This is a genomic window from Collinsella sp. UBA1693 (assembly GCF_002320115.1).
In the GTDB taxonomy this organism is placed as follows: domain Bacteria; phylum Actinomycetota; class Coriobacteriia; order Coriobacteriales; family Coriobacteriaceae; genus Collinsella; species Collinsella tanakaei.
The window spans coordinates 176922-191279 of sequence record NZ_DCJT01000001.1; the positions used below are offsets into that span (position 1 = coordinate 176922).

General features: G+C 60.8%; 12 protein-coding genes. 3 read left to right on the forward strand and 9 right to left on the reverse strand.

The window, feature by feature from the left end; translation table 11 throughout:
• Positions 1–6: 6 nt before the first annotated feature.
• The 4 genes from B3H65_RS00775 to rpsA all read right to left on the reverse strand — a co-directional run bounded on the left by B3H65_RS00775 (position 7) and on the right by rpsA (position 4937).
• Complete coding sequence (locus B3H65_RS00775) at positions 7–942, reverse strand: phosphate ABC transporter substrate-binding protein (RefSeq protein ID WP_117679851.1); 936 nt, start codon at positions 940–942, stop codon at positions 7–9.
• 353 nt (positions 943–1295) lie between these two features.
• Complete coding sequence (locus B3H65_RS00780) at positions 1296–2711, reverse strand: Sapep family Mn(2+)-dependent dipeptidase (RefSeq protein WP_286683738.1); 1416 nt, start codon at positions 2709–2711, stop codon at positions 1296–1298.
• A 145-nt stretch (positions 2712–2856) separates the two neighbouring features.
• Positions 2857–3540, reverse strand: a complete 684-nt coding sequence (locus B3H65_RS00785; protein WP_286683739.1) for an HAD hydrolase-like protein — start codon at positions 3538–3540, stop codon at positions 2857–2859.
• Between the two features lie 215 nt (positions 3541–3755).
• Positions 3756–4937, reverse strand: coding sequence for a 30S ribosomal protein S1 (gene rpsA / locus B3H65_RS00790; protein WP_117679854.1), 1182 nt, complete (start codon positions 4935–4937; stop codon positions 3756–3758).
• A gap of 420 nt (positions 4938–5357) precedes the next feature.
• On the opposite strand from rpsA, the gene B3H65_RS00795 reads away from it, so the two are divergent.
• Positions 5358–6131: an HAD family hydrolase gene (locus B3H65_RS00795; RefSeq protein WP_286683740.1), complete on the forward strand. Its 774-nt coding sequence runs from the start codon at positions 5358–5360 to the stop codon at positions 6129–6131.
• A 166-nt stretch (positions 6132–6297) separates the two neighbouring features.
• Here B3H65_RS00795 and B3H65_RS00800 read toward each other — a convergent pair whose 3' ends face one another.
• Together B3H65_RS00800 and ndk are read right to left on the reverse strand one after the other, a co-directional pair.
• Complete coding sequence (locus B3H65_RS00800) at positions 6298–7707, reverse strand: serine dehydratase subunit alpha family protein (RefSeq protein ID WP_286683741.1); 1410 nt, start codon at positions 7705–7707, stop codon at positions 6298–6300.
• Between the two features lie 102 nt (positions 7708–7809).
• Positions 7810–8214: a nucleoside-diphosphate kinase gene (gene ndk, locus B3H65_RS00805; RefSeq protein WP_286683742.1), complete on the reverse strand. Its 405-nt coding sequence runs from the start codon at positions 8212–8214 to the stop codon at positions 7810–7812.
• A gap of 276 nt (positions 8215–8490) precedes the next feature.
• Between ndk and B3H65_RS00810 the strand changes: the two genes are divergently transcribed.
• Positions 8491–9372, forward strand: a complete 882-nt coding sequence (locus tag B3H65_RS00810; protein ID WP_286683743.1) for a hypothetical protein — start codon at positions 8491–8493, stop codon at positions 9370–9372.
• A gap of 117 nt (positions 9373–9489) precedes the next feature.
• Here the strand turns inward: B3H65_RS00810 and argH are convergent, their stop codons facing one another.
• The 3 genes from argH to B3H65_RS00825 form a co-directional block, all read right to left on the reverse strand.
• Positions 9490–10917, reverse strand: coding sequence for an argininosuccinate lyase (gene argH / locus B3H65_RS00815; protein ID WP_286683744.1), 1428 nt, complete (start codon positions 10915–10917; stop codon positions 9490–9492).
• Positions 10918–10995: 78 nt separating this feature from the next.
• The gene (locus B3H65_RS00820) at positions 10996–11208 is read right to left on the reverse strand and encodes a hypothetical protein (RefSeq protein WP_286683745.1); all 213 of its coding nucleotides are present in this window, start codon (positions 11206–11208) and stop codon (positions 10996–10998) included.
• Between the two features lie 9 nt (positions 11209–11217).
• Positions 11218–12504 carry an argininosuccinate synthase gene (locus tag B3H65_RS00825; protein WP_286683746.1) on the reverse strand — a complete coding sequence of 429 codons (1287 nt, stop codon included), beginning with the start codon at positions 12502–12504 and terminating at the stop codon, positions 11218–11220.
• 564 nt (positions 12505–13068) lie between these two features.
• Here B3H65_RS00825 and B3H65_RS00830 point away from each other — a divergent pair.
• A complete protein-coding gene (locus tag B3H65_RS00830) occupies positions 13069–13905 on the forward strand; it encodes a Cof-type HAD-IIB family hydrolase (protein WP_286683747.1) in 837 nt (278 codons plus the stop codon).
• Positions 13906–14358 lie beyond the last annotated feature (453 nt).

Here is a 14358-nt window from a genome sequence, read left to right on the forward strand (position 1 = left end):
CTTCTATTACTTGGTGGAAACCTTGCCGGAAGCGTCCTTGGTGACCTTCATCTCGGAGACGGGGATGAAGCCCTGCTCCTCGACCAGGGAGCCCTGGACCTCGTCGGAAAGCATGTACTCCAGGAAAGCGGTGGTAGCCTCATCGGCGTCCTTGGCGCAGTACATGTGCTCGGTAGCCCAGATGACAAAGGAGTTGTCGTAGACGTTCTCGCTCTTGGGTTCCACGCCGCCAACCTTGATGGCGTTGAACTTGGAGTCATCGAAGTGGGAGAAGTCAAGGTAAGAAATCGCGTTGTCGGTAGCGGCAATCTGGGTCTGGACGTCGCCGGACTTATCGAGCTCGGCGTCGCCCTTGAAGGTGTTCTCCTCGTCGCCAAAGACAGCGGACTCAAAGGTGGCGCGGGTACCGGAGCCAGCCTTACGGTTGAGGACGACGATCTGAGCGTCGTCGCCGCCAACTTCGGACCAGTTGGTGATAGCGCCGGAGAAGATACCCTTGAGCTGCTCGAGGGTAAGGTCGTCGACGGTGACGTTCTTGGAGACCACAGGGCCCATGCCCACGACGGCGACCTCATGGTCGACGAGCTTCTCGGCGTCGGCGGCCTCGAGCTTCTCCTCGGCGAAGACGTCGGAGTTACCGATGGTGACGGTGCCAGCGGCAACGGCGGTCAGGCCGGTACCGGAACCGTTGCCGGAACCGGAAACGGAAACGTCGGGGTTCTCGTCCATGAACTTCTCAGCAGCAGCCTCGACGAGCGCCTGGAACGAGGATGCTCCGTCGTAGGTCACCTCACCGGTAAGGGTGGAAGCGGCGGTGTCCTCAGCGGAACCAGCGGCGGGAGTAGAGGAGTTGCCGCAACCGGCAAGACCGAGACCGGCGAAAGCGGCGACGCCACCGGCGAGACCGAGGAACTGACGACGAGAGCAGTTATATGCGAACATGGTTCTCCTTCCGAGAATGAACGGCGCCGAGGATGGGGCGCGCGGTGCGGTGCGGCCCCATGCCGCCCGTCCGCTCTTCGATTAAGTAAGATATCGTTCGTTCACGGAAGAAATGAGCGCGTTTGCAGGTCATTACTTGCTTTTGACCAAGCATTACCCTGTTCAAACCATCGATTTACAGCCAGCTTACAAAAGAGGGGCGCCGATAACGCCGACGCCCCTACCGCGCTCTTCCCCGCGCGCAGCGGGCAAAGCGCAATCATAAGTTGACCATATATTAGTTTATGGACGAGCGCTCCTTGGCACTCCCCCGCACCGGTCCAAGCGACAAGCCCGCCCAGGCAAAAACCCGACTAGTAATCAAGCTCCATAAGCTGCAGGATGGCCATGATATACATCTTGAGGGCCTCGCGCAGCAGGCTCTCCTTGGCGGCCTCGTTGGGACCGTGCATGGCACCCGCCCAATCGGGCAGGACCAGCTGGTTATCCTCCGGACCAAAGGAGACGGCGCTCTTGAAGTTACGCGCATAGGTTCCGCCGCCCATGGCAAACGGCTTGGCATTGCGGCCCGTGACGCCGTTGTAGATGTCGATCAGGGTCTGTACCTGAGGTGAAGACGCGTCGACGGAGAAGGGCGGCTTGGCGCGAGAGGTATCGACCGCGCCGCCGAAGCGCAGGGCGAGCTCGCGGCAACGCCGAGCCAGCTCGTCCGCATCGATGCTGTCCGGGAACCTCACATCGATAGTCTGCTCGATGCGGCCGTTGTCCAAAGCACGCACGGTGCCCGCGTTGCAGGTCAAAGGACCAAAGGCGGGGCTCTGCGTGGCGATGCCAAGACCCGTGCCCGCCGTGTCGAGATGTATCTGGGCGAGAAGGTCGAGCGCGGACGCGGCGGCGTCGCCGAGAACGCCGGACTCACGCAGATAGCCGACGATGAGGGCGATCGCGTTGACGGTACCCTCAGGCAAGGACGCATGGCCTCCGATGCCGTGCGCCACGATACGGCTGACGCCGGGCTCGACCGAGACGATCTGCAAACGGTCGGCGTTGGCGGCGGGAGCGGGCAGATCCGCCGCGTCGATAGCGAGCTCGATAACGGACTCGCCGGGAATAGCGTTGGTCGCCTCGGCGCCGCTCCAAGAGCGGATAAGACCGCCGGAGACGGGCGCGGTGGTAAAGGTAGCGCCGAAACAGCCCTTCTCGGCATTGCAGACGGGGAACTCGGCGTCCGGCGTGAAGAGGAACAGCGGGTGGTCATGGTGCTCCAGGTAATGGTGCACGTCGGTCATGCCCACTTCCTCGTCGCAACCAAGCAGCGCACGGAAGGTATAACGGGGTTTGATGTTCTCACGCAGCAAGAAGGCGCCGGCGTAGAGCGACAGTACCGCGGGGCCCTTATCGTCGATGACGCCGCGGCCCAGCAGCCAGCCCTCGCGGCGCTCCATCTTGAACGGATCGGTCGCCCAGCCGGGGCCTGCGGGAACCACGTCCACATGGGCGATGGTGGCGATCTGCTGCTCGCTGTCGCCGGAAACGTCGGCAAAGCCAACGTAGCCCTCGTCCTCGCCAACCGTATAGCCCAAGCGCTCAGCGATGGAAAGCGCGCAGTCGAGCGTGCCGCGGACATGCTCGCCAAACGGCGCGCCAGCCGTAGCCGCCGAGGAATCGGCAATGGAAGGATGGCTCACCAAGTTGGAGATATCGGCGACAACGTCCTCCCAGACCTCGTCCACATATGCCTCGATACGCCCCATAAGCTCTGTATCCATAAACGTGATCCTCGCAATCAATCTAGTTTTGAGCATGTGACGCCCACTATCTTACCTGTATGACGCCGCTTGGATTCCGTGCGACGCCGTGCGATACCGCACCGCCGGCAGCGCAAACGCCAACCGCGCAGGCGCCAAAAGGAGCTTACAAGCCAAGCAGGTACCCAAGCTCCTCTACGGAGTGGCAGGTGGCGACGGCGCCCGCCTCCTCAAGCTCGCCGGGATACGCCGCACCGGAATACAGGCCGATGCAGGGCATCTCCCATTCGCGAGCGCCGATCACGTCGTGCATGCGGTCGCCCACCATGATGGCGTCGCGCGCGGAAACACGCAGCGCCTGCAGCGCGCCCTCGATAGACTCCGCCTTGGAGTAGCGCACGCCGTGGATGCGGCCGATGATGGCCTCAAACTGCGTGAGGCCAAGCGAGGCGATCATCTCTTGCGCGGACTCCTCCATACGGGAGGTAGCGACCGCGAGCCTGCGGCCAGATGCCACAAGCGCGTCTAGCAACTCGCGCATGCCGGGCATCAGCGGAAACTCATCCGGCGTAACGGTGCGGGAAAACAGATCGCGATACGCGTCCGCACATTCACGCGCCTCGATCTTGTCCATACCGCACACCAGGGAGAATCCCTCTTCAAGCGGAGGCCCGATCATAGTGAGCATCTTGGAAGGATCGGGATCATAACCGTGGTCGCGCATAATCTGCATGGCGACGCGGAAGATGGCAGGCTGCGTATCGGCAACGGTGCCATCAAAATCAAAGAGCACCACCGGATACTCGCTGAGCGGACGAGGAGCCCTCGGAACGCGGTTTGATTCGGACATTACTCCCCTTTCATGCGCGCGCAAACCAGGTTGGTCCACGGTCACGCGCAATTGGCAGCACGTAGCAGTCAAGCGATTCTACCCGCGTGCAGCGCTGCAAACCATCCCTCGTCCATTTCTTTCCATGATTCTTATGGCGCGCATATAAAAAGACCCTCGGAAGCAGTCCCGAGGGTCTTCTCATGCATGATTGCTAGCGAAAGCTAGAATGCAGGCTACTCAGCGTCGGTAGCCTCGGCCTCAGCCTCGTCGTCCTTCTTCTCGGAAGGAAGCGGGGTGACCTCGATCTCCACGCCGAGGGTCTCGGCAGCGGACTTCATGGACAGGGAGATGCGACGACGGTCGAGGTCGATCTCCATGACCTTCACCTGGACGGTGTCGCCCACGTGGGTAACCTGGCTGGGCTGGTCAACATGCTTGTTAGCCATCTCGGAGATGTGGACCAGACCCTCGATGCCCTCACCAAGGTCAACGAACGCGCCGAAAGGCACGAGCTTGGTGACGGTACCCTCGACGATAGCGCCAACGGGGTACTTCTTGACGAGTGCGCGCCACGGATCCTCGGTGGTCTGCTTGAGACCGAGGGAGATGCGCTCACGGTTGAGGTCGACATCCAGAACCTCGACCTCGACCTCCTGGCCGACCTTGACGACCTCGGAGGGGTGGTTGACGTGGTTCCAGGAGAGCTCGGAGATGTGGATGAGGCCGTCGATGCCGCCCAGATCCACGAAGGCGCCGAAGTCCACGATGGAGGAAACGGTGCCCTTGAGGCGCATGCCGCTCTTGAGCTTGGAGAGAATCTCGGAACGCTCGGCCTTGCGGGACTCCTCGAGAACCACGCGACGGGACAGAACGACGTTGTTGCGGTTGCGATCCATCTCGATGACGCGAGCCTCGATGGAGGTGCCCATGTAGGAGGTGAGGTCCTTCACGCGGCGAAGGTCGACCAGGGAAGCGGGCAGGAAGCCGCGCAGGCCGATGTCGAGGATAAGACCGCCCTTGACGACCTCGATAACCTCGCCCTCGACGTTCTCGCCGGCGTTGAACTTCTCCTCGATGCGGTTCCAAGCACGCTCGTACTCGGCACGCTTCTTGGAGAGAACCAGACGGCCGTCCTTGTCCTCCTTCTGGAGAACCAGGGCCTCGATGGGATCGCCCAGGGAGACGATGTCTGCAGGGTTAGCGTCCTTGCGGATGGAGAGCTCGCGGACGGGAATGACGCCCTCGGACTTGAATCCGATGTCAACGAGCACCTCGTCATGCTCGATCTTGACGACAGTGCCGTTAACGAGATCGCCCTCATCGAAATCGGTGATGGTACCGTCGATAAGGCTGTTCATCTCCTCCTCGTTGACGTCGTCGAGGGAGAAGATGGACGAGTTCTGAATCTCACTCAAAGGTGGACCCCTTTCGAACTACGGGGCCCCGATTGCTAGGACCTGCAGATGAACGCCTGCGGGGACGAGCGCCCTGGCGCATTTGCTCACTGTTTGGAACATACTCGGGGGCCGACAGATACGTATGTGAAGCGTTTGCATTCACGTTTATCTAGGGTACGAGGATTCGACCACATTTTCAAGCGTAATGCACGAGTTTTACGCGGGCGGTTCAAAAAACATCTATGACTTTTGTTAGCTATTTCCACCTTGTTAACGCGCACCGCCCCGCCTCCCCTCGATCGGGGACGCCTGGGCCCCGCCGTCAAAACCTTATAAAACCGTAAGGGAACATCGCTCGCGTTAGCCCCTACCATACTGGGTACACATGACGTATTGACCAGCCGCAGTCGCCCCTGTCGGCGCCAAAGGGAGGTACCCGTGCTCAAAGCCGTGGTTTTCGATATGGATGATACGCTGCTCAGCATCAACCTGAGCGCTTTCATTGCCGTCTTCGCACGCGACGAGGCGGCGCTGCTGGCGGACATCGCCCGCAAGAGCCCGCTTTCCATGTTCGCGACGTTTGGCGCCGCGCTCTACGCCCTCAACAACGGAGAGCGCAACGATGATGACACCAACCTGGCATTCTTCCAAAAGCAGATCGAGCGCAGGTGCGGCGTTCCGCTGTCCGACCCCGTCATAGCAGATGTGCTTACCTACTACGAACGCGAGATCCTGCCCGGCAAAAACGACGGCATCATCAACGCCCGTCCGCGCGAGGGCGCGCGCGAGGCCATCGATGCGGTCGCCTCGCGCGGACTTCGCTGCGCGCTGCTCACCAACCCCAGCTTCAGCCGCGCGTGCATCGAGTGCCGCATGGGCTGGGGCGATATGCTTGACATGCCCTTTGAGCTGGTCACCACCATGGAGAACAGCACGCGCTGCAAGCCCTCGGCAGACTATTACCTTGCCAGCATCGCCAAGATGGGCCTTGAACCCCAAGAGGTCCTTATGGTCGGCAACGACCCCCGCCGCGACTTCCCCTCGCCGGACTGCGGCATACAAACCGCTTACGTTGGCAACGGCACGCCCGTGCGCGCCACCTGGGCCGGCTCCATGGCCAAGTTCGCAGACAGCTTCAACGAGATCGAGGAGCGCTTCTACGAGCGCCGGGAGCAGGCGGCCGCAGCCAACGCCCACGCATCCAACGTCTAGTCAGGCAGCGCTCAAGAAGCGGCCTTTCGATCGCGATCGCGCTCCCCCCCCACTGCTCCCCCGCTAAAAGCACGGGCCCGGCACCTCAAGGCTTATCCCCTTTGGTGCCGGGCCCGTTCACCCACCGAGTCCTTGGACGAGGGTGTTGTATGAAGACGGCGCGCGCCTATGCATCGACCTCGGTCTTGCCAATCATGATGTTCAAGATCTCAACGTCGGTATCCTTCATACCAACACGGCCCACGTAGCCCATAGCGGCGATGGTCTCCTCAACGGTGTCCTGCACCACGCCCTCGCCCGCGCGGAAACCGCGATCCGCCAGCGCCATATCGCACCCCAGGATGGCAGCGTCGACGGCGGCGGAGATCTTGGCGGCGCAGCTCGCCTTGGCGCCATCGCACACGATGCCGCCCACGTTACCCAGCGTGTTCACCACGGTCGCGCCAATCTGCTCGCGGCTACCTCCTCGCATCCAGGCTATGGCCGCGCCAGCGCCGCACGCCGCGCACACCACGCCGCAAAACGCCGAGAGCGCTCCGATATAGCTCTTGGTGTGGATGGCGACCAGGTCAGCCAGCGCCAGGGCCCGCAGGGTGCGCTCGCGGTCGATACCAAGATCCTCCGCATAGGTGAGCACCGGCATGGCGCAGGTGATGCCCTGGTTGCCGGACCCGCAGACAATGGCGACCGGCAAAGCGCAGCCGCTCATGCGGGCGTCCGACCCAGCGGCGGCGCGAGCGCGGGCACGGCAGGCAACATCGTCGCCACGCGTGGCGAGCAGCGTGCGGCCAACCTCGGCGCCCCAAGCGTTGGCAAGACCCTCGTCCGAGATATCCTTGTTAAGGGTAAGCTGGCGCTCCAAAGCCTCTCTCGCGAACGAAATGTCACCGGACTCGGCAAAGTCCAAAATGACGTCCATCGAGAGCCCGCCCAAGGGGCGAGAAAGCTCAGCCTCCCGCTTCTGCTCCCCATCTTGCGGAGTTGCGGCGGCCATGAGCGCGCAGGTACCAGAGCACGCATCCACCACGTCGCCGCCACGCGCCGCCGGGCACAGCTGCGTCGCCGGCACGCCGTCGCGCATGCAGCGGACCACATTGGTGTGGTGTTCGGAAATAGCAACCTCGGCAACATGGCCCAAAGCCCTAGCATGAACCTCTATATATAAGTTGGGCACGCCCTCGACCAGTTCAACATCGCAATAATCTGGTTTTGCCAGCAGCTCGCGAGCATGGGCGCGATCGGCATCCGTCACGGTCTCCAGCACCTCGAGCGCCGCCGCGGCGTTTCCGCCCACGGCACCAAGCACCGCCGCAGCCTCAACACCGCGCATGCCATCGGAGTTGGGCACGGTCACGCTCTTGACGTTTTTGATGATGTTGCCCGAGCACCCAACCACGAGCGTCTCCGGCTCGCACCCCAGCACCAAGCGGGCAAGCGCTGCCGCATATGCCACGGCGATGGGTTCGGTGCAGCCCAGCGCGCAGATGAGCTCGCTGTTCAGCAGATCGCACAGAGCCTCATCGCGCTGGCGCTTGTCCATCTGGTTGATATCGTTCTCTACGGTGTTGTCTGCCACGACGACCTCCTCGCTTGTAAGCAATTCGGTCACTATTGTACGAGTTTCATCCAGAATGTATAAAATCGCCCCGCTACCGAATCGGGCAGCGGGGCGATTATCCTAGCCAAAGAATCGCTTGATCTCTATCTCCGCGTTCTCAACGCTATCGGAACCGTGGATAACGTTGGAGCTCGTCTCAAGGGCAAAGTCCGCGCGGATAGTGCCCGGCGCGGCCTTGAGCGGGTCGGTCGCCCCCATGAGCGCACGAAGCTTTGCCACCGCGTTAGGGCCGCTCAGGACCATCTTGACCACGGGACCGCCGGTCATAAAGTCTACGATCCTGCCAAAGAACGGCTCAGCAGCCAGATGCGCATAGTGTTCCTCTGCAAGGGAACGCGTGAGCACGCACATCTCCATACGCTCGATTACCAGACCGGAGGCCTCGATCCTATCGATGATGCGGCCCATCTTACGGTCGCGCACGGCGTCCGGCTTAAGCATGCAAAACGTCTTTTCAACTGCCATGGGTCTCTCCTGTGTATTGGGATTAGAAGCGTGGACAGAAATCCTCGCCCCCTTATACCCACCTTTTCGGTAGGCGTACATTGAGAAATGCGGACACCCCGTTCCTAGCCCCCGCGCTCGCGCACAACCATGCGACCGCAAGCGCAGGAGAGGGTTGATATAGAAATTGCTCGTATTGAGATGATATTTTTTTCTCCGTGGGAATACTGCTTAACAATCGTCGCAGATCCGCAATCTGTCGCCGCAGCTTCAACCCATCTCGCAAAGGAGGACGTCATGGCTCAATCACGCGCTCGCAATGTCTGCATCGCCGCGGTGGCTTGCATCGCCGTCTTGGCAGGAGGCGCGCTTTTGCTTAAAACGCCCTCCCCCACGCCCTCCGGCACCGATTCCACCCAGCAGACACAAGGCACCGACAGCAATTTGCCCGAGCCCCTTCTTGTCCAAGAACTAACGGAAGCGGACCCAAGTTACAGCTTGGACGAGGCAGCCGCGCGAGCAGATCTCATTGTCACCGGAACAGTCGCTAGCGAGGGAACATCGCTGCTGGTCAAATCCGTGCATGAAGATGCAGACCCGCGCTTTTTCACCGACCGCACGTTCAAGGTCGATAGCGTCCTTAAGGGCTCGCCCGCATATACAAAAGGCAAGGACATAACGCTTCGCACCCCAGGCGGACGAGGAACATACGTTGAGATGCTCAACAACTCCGCCCCAGAGCTAAACCAGGGCGACAGCTACCTGCTCTTCCTCTATTCCATTCCAGATGGATCCTCATACAACACCGAAGGAGACCACTATTACATTCTGGGCGGCTCCTCGGGCGCGTGGAAGCAAACTGAGGAGGACGGCGCGTACGTTAACCCAAGCGCACTCGAGGGCAATCGCAACGTCACGACATATGACGTCGCCGCCGCAGTCGAGAAGTTGCCCGCTAACGGGGACGAGAACTCAAACAACGGAGCGCAGGCAACCATCGAGCAGATTGAGAAGGATTATCAAAACGGCAGCCTAAGCGAGGAGGCGTACCGCGATTACCTGGAGATTGCACAGAAAGAAGCCTCGTCCTTCGCAACCGTGCTCACAAGCGACGAAGCCCTAGCGGCAGAAGAAGAGATGCTGGGAGCAAGCGGCATCGAGATACCGGCGACTTCGTAGAAGCTTGCACACGGTATTCGCCGCGCATCTTCATCGCATGAAAAAAGCGCTGCCGTATGCAAGCGCATCCAACAGCAATGTTGAATCGCAAGCTTACGGCAGCGCATTGTGATTACGCTACGCGCCCTGCCCCATGGGGACAATGTAGGGCAATCCTTCCAGGTAGGCCTCGTCCGCGGTGTAGGACGCACGAACCAGGCGCATCTGCTCGGCGACCGCCGTGGGCGCGGTGCCGCCCTGCGTGGTGCGCGCCGCGACGATGGCGTCGATGTCCAAAGCAGAGGTGATGTCCGCGCCAAACAGCGGGCTCGCCCCCTTGAAGACCTCAAGCGGCAGATCGTCCAGCTGGCAACCGCGCTTGTCGCACTCCAACACCAGATGGCCCACCACGGCGTGCGCCTCGCGGAACGGCATGCCGCGCTTTGCCAGGTAGTCGGCCACGTCGGTCGCGGCAAGGTGGCCCACCTTGCAGGCGGCGCGCATAGCGTCCGCGTTGACGGTCATGGTCGAGATCATGCCGGACATGACGGAAAGGCACTGGGCAAGCGTGTGGGCGGAGTCCAGGGCGCCCTCCTTATCCTCCTGCAGGTCCTTGTTGTAGGCCAGCGGCAGCCCCTTGCAAGTGACCAGCAGCTGGACCAGGTTGCCGTAGACACGGCCGGTCTTGCCGCGGATAAGCTCGGCGAAATCGGGGTTCTTCTTCTGCGGCATGATGGACGAGCCGGTGGAGAAGGAATCTGACAGCGCGATGAAGCCGAACTCGGAGCTGCTCCACAGCACGATCTCCTCGGCCAGGCGCGAAAGGTGCATGGCCATGGTCGAGCAGGCGAAGTGCAAATCGAGCAGGAAGTCGCGGTCGGACACGGCGTCGAGCGAGTTGGGGATGATCTGCTTGAAGCCCATGGCGTGGGCGGACGCCACGCGGTCGAGCGGATAAGTGGTGCCGGCAAGCGCGGCGGCGCCCAGCGGCGAGGCGTCTGCGGCTTCGAACGCGGCGACTATGCGCTTGTAGTCGCGCGTGAACATCCAGTAATACGCCAGAAGATGATGCGAGAACAGCACGGGCTGAGCATGCTGCAGGTGCGTCATGCCGGGAAGTATCGCCTTCTTATTCGCCTCTGCTGCCTCCACCAGAACGTGGCGAAGGTTGAGGTTCGCCTCCATAAGGTCCTTGGTCAAGGCCTTCACGGCAAGGCGGGTATCGGTCGCTACCTGATCGTTGCGAGAGCGACCGGTATGCAGGCGCTTGCCAGCCTCGCCGATGCGCCGCGTAAGCTCGCTTTCGATCGCCATGTGAATGTCCTCGTCGTTGATGTCGAAGACAAAGTCACCGGCGTCTATCTGGGCCTCGATCTGGTCAAGGCCCTCCGTTATAGCCTGGGCATCCGAGTCGCTAATGATGCCCTGCTTGGCCAGCATACCGGCGTGCGCCTTAGATCCGGCGATATCCTGTTTGTAGAGGTGCTTGTCGACCGGCAGCGACGCGCCGAACTCCTGCGTGGAAGTAGCTACGCCGCCTTCGAACCTTCCGCCCCACAATGCCATGACCTCAACCCTTTCTCATTCTCCGGCCTTGCCGGATGTACGGCAACGGGGCCGTCGCGAAGGCGGCCCCGCTAAAAACTAGCAATACCCAAGTGCAACCAGCTGCGTGTGAGCGCCATGGTGGTTCGCCCAGCCCTTCAGCGTGTAGTCGCCCCAGGCCCTTTCCGCGCTCTGGGAACGGTCCAGCTCCATCTCGCGGACCAGAGTCTTGGGACCCTGCTCGCGCGTCCACTCTTTAAGCGTGTAGGGAATATGGGAGACCTTCTCCTGGTTAACGTTGAATGCGAACATGGCTCCCCCTTAGTAGTTGACGGCCTGGTCGCACGCGGGGCAGGTGCCGGAGACAACGTCGAGCTTTACGGACGAGGCCTCCTGCTGCTGGGCAACCTGGGACTTCTTGATCGCCCAGGTCTTGAGGGACAGGGCCTGGATGTCGATGAAGCCCTTGGCGGCCTTCTGGTCAAAGGCGTCGTCGTTGTCATAGGTGGCCAGGTTCTGGTCATACAGAGCGCAGGCGCTCTTGCGGCCGGCGACCACGCAGGAACCCTTATAGAACTTGAGCTTGATGGTGCCGCTCACCATATCCTGGGTGCTGGCCATGAAGGCGTCGATAGCCTGCTTGTAGGGAGAGAACCAGCGGCCGTTGTAGACCTGGTCCGCCCATGCCTGCTCAAGGCTCAGCTTGGCGTGCAGCACGTCGCGCTCCAGGCACAGGTCCTCAAGCGCCTTATGGGCGGCGATAAGGGCGAGACCGGCGGGAACCTCGTAGCACTCGCGGGACTTCAAGCCCACGTAGCGGTTCTCGATCATGTCGATGCGGCCGTAGCCGTTCTCGCCGGCGATCTTGTTCATCTTCTCGATAAGCTCGACCATGCCCATCTTCTCGCCATCCAGGCTGCAGGGAATACCCTTCTCAAAACCAACCTCGACGTAGGTGGGGGTGTCCGGGGCCTCAGCGGGGTCGACGGTCATGGTCCAGATGTCCGCCGGCGGCTCGTTCCAGGGATCCTCGAGAACGCCCGCCTCGATGGCGCGGCCCCACAGGTTGTCATCGATGGAATAGGGAGCCTCGGTGGTCACGGGCACCGGCACGCCGTGCTTCTTGGCGTAGGCGATCTCGTCCGGACGCATGCCCAAATCCCACTCGCGAACAGGGGCGATAACCTTGAGGGAGGGATCGAGCGTCATAATGGAGGTCTCGAAGCGGACCTGGTCGTTACCCTTGCCGGTGCAGCCGTGGGCAATGCAGGTGGCACCGTACTTGTGGGCGGCCTGGACCAGATGGGCGGAGATCAGCGGACGAGACAGGGCGGAGAGCAGCGGGTACTTGTTCTCATACATGGCGTTGGCGGCGATGGCGCAAGAGACGTACTGATCCACGAACTCCTGGCGCATGTCGACAACCTCGCAGGCGACAACGCCCAGGGACAGGGCCTTTTCCTTGATCTTCTCAAGGCCGTCATGCTCCTGGCCAACGTTGCCCAGAACGGCGATGACGTCGAGGTTCATTTCCTCCTGCAGCCACTTGACGCAGACAGAGGTGTCCAGACCGCCGGAATACGCGAGTACAACTTTCTCCTTGCTCATGGGAATCGTCCTTTCGACTTCGCAGGCCCCCCGCCTGCTGTGTTACGCACACGACTTGTCCTCACCCTGCTTATTGAGGATGCGGCGTTGTGGGACGAGCCTACTGGAGCCCTATAGGGATATGGATGTTGCAACATTTCCCGCAAGCATGCGCGCGCACTACGGCAGCAGCCGGCATGTAAGCTTACGAGAGAAGAACCCCCGGCGAACTCAGTTAGACTCTGCGGAGGTCATCTTGGCGTGCTGGCCGCAACCTCCATGCAAACAGAGACAACGTTATCGTCGTCGGGAAATTGCGCGCTGGCGTCGTGCGGCGCTGTCGGCAGCATTCTGGCTGGGCAGGATGGCGCACATCGCCATGCCCTCATATGTAGCCAGTGCCGTGTTCACTCGTCCGCTCCTTGCCTAAAAGACGTCGCAATTACCAAATCGCAAATGGTTGGTACTTTTCGATAAACGGTCAATTCGTCAACCAATTCGCGTTGTCGCTATATTACGCTAAAGCAGACGAGATGCAAGATGCATTCTTTTTTGTTTCTATTTCTTTTCACGTATGGGGGAACTATGAAAAGCTATTTAGAAGATCAGAACCTCGCGAGCATCAAGATCGTCGCCACGGATATGGACCTCACCTTACTCCATGATGACAAATCCATGCCCGCGGGAATCGCCGAGCGCATCGACGCCCTCTACGAGCGCGGCATCCTGTTTTGCGCGGCAAGCGGACGCCCCGCGCCGGCGCTTCGCCTCTCGTTCCCCAACAACCACGCACGCATGGCGATGGTCTGCGACAACGGAGCCAACGTCTATGTGAACGACAATCCCATCTATAAAGACAAAATGGATGTGGAATTGTACCAGTCGGTCCTTACACGCGTTGTGGAATCAGGCGAAGGTGTGCCCGTTCTCTGCGCGTACGACGAGGCATACGCCCTTGCCCGCGACTACGAGCACCACAGCGAAGTCAGCATCTACTACAAGGCGATCAACTACCTGGAGAGCTTCGAGGGCTTGGACGTTGATGCCAACAAGGTCTCGGTCTACTATCCCACGTGGAACAGCAAGGAGCAGTTCGACACCATCTACCAGCCAGAATTTGGTGACAAGCTCTATGTGACCTGCGCGGGAGCCGAGTGGATCGACTTCATGAACATCGGCATCGACAAGGGCTCGGGCATGCGTCGCCTCGCCGAGCACGCAGGAGTGGACCTGGCAGACATCGCCGCCTTTGGCGATACCTATAACGACATCCCCATGCTGGACATTGTTGGCCACAGCTACGTTATGGGCAACGCTGCCGAGCACATGCATGATCACGGCATGTTCCTGGCGCCCAGCAATATGGAAGAGGGCGTGCTGACCGTTCTCGACCGCATCATCGAGGCGGTCCCAGTCAAGTAGGCGCCGGGCCTCGGGCCGCCGAGCCCGTCCTGCGCCCGCCGGCCCGCGGCAACCATGGCAACCAGGCTGGACGGAGCCGAAAGCGTCGCTGGCCCCACCCTGCGTCCGCGTGTATTACAGAATGCCGTTTTGAACGTCTAAAGTGGCACGATTTAATACCCCGTTTCACATCGGTATTGGATCGTGCCACTTTTTCTGAAAAAAGTGGCACAGGATAATACCGATTTCGATTCCGGTATTAGAAAGAACCATTTCGGACGCCTATAACGGCCCGTTTCAATACATGTATTAAAACGAACTACTTTGGCCACTTTGAAATCGGCCCACTTCGCCGAAAACTGCGGGATGCCGTCGCGCACACTGCCGCGCGCTGCCACGCTCCCGCACAAGCCCGCGAGCAGCCACACAACACCCAAAGAGATGCAAGAAGCGGGAGGTCCCCTTCCCCTGGAG

What these genes read in the sequence shown, in the direction of transcription:
- B3H65_RS00825 (WP_286683746.1), bottom strand. Translation starts at nt 12,504, where the DNA reads ATGAGCAAGGAGAAAGTTGTACTCGCGTATTCCGGCGGTCTGGACACC.
- B3H65_RS00830 (WP_286683747.1), top strand. Translation starts at nt 13,069, where the DNA reads ATGAAAAGCTATTTAGAAGATCAGAACCTCGCGAGCATCAAGATCGTC.
- B3H65_RS00780 (WP_286683738.1), bottom strand. Translation starts at nt 2,711, where the DNA reads ATGGATACAGAGCTTATGGGGCGTATCGAGGCATATGTGGACGAGGTC.
- argH (WP_286683744.1), bottom strand. Translation starts at nt 10,917, where the DNA reads ATGGCATTGTGGGGCGGAAGGTTCGAAGGCGGCGTAGCTACTTCCACG.
- B3H65_RS00785 (WP_286683739.1), bottom strand. Translation starts at nt 3,540, where the DNA reads ATGTCCGAATCAAACCGCGTTCCGAGGGCTCCTCGTCCGCTCAGCGAG.
- B3H65_RS00820 (WP_286683745.1), bottom strand. Translation starts at nt 11,208, where the DNA reads ATGTTCGCATTCAACGTTAACCAGGAGAAGGTCTCCCATATTCCCTAC.
- B3H65_RS00810 (WP_286683743.1), top strand. Translation starts at nt 8,491, where the DNA reads ATGGCTCAATCACGCGCTCGCAATGTCTGCATCGCCGCGGTGGCTTGC.
- ndk (WP_286683742.1), bottom strand. Translation starts at nt 8,214, where the DNA reads ATGGCAGTTGAAAAGACGTTTTGCATGCTTAAGCCGGACGCCGTGCGC.
- B3H65_RS00775 (WP_117679851.1), bottom strand. Translation starts at nt 942, where the DNA reads ATGTTCGCATATAACTGCTCTCGTCGTCAGTTCCTCGGTCTCGCCGGT.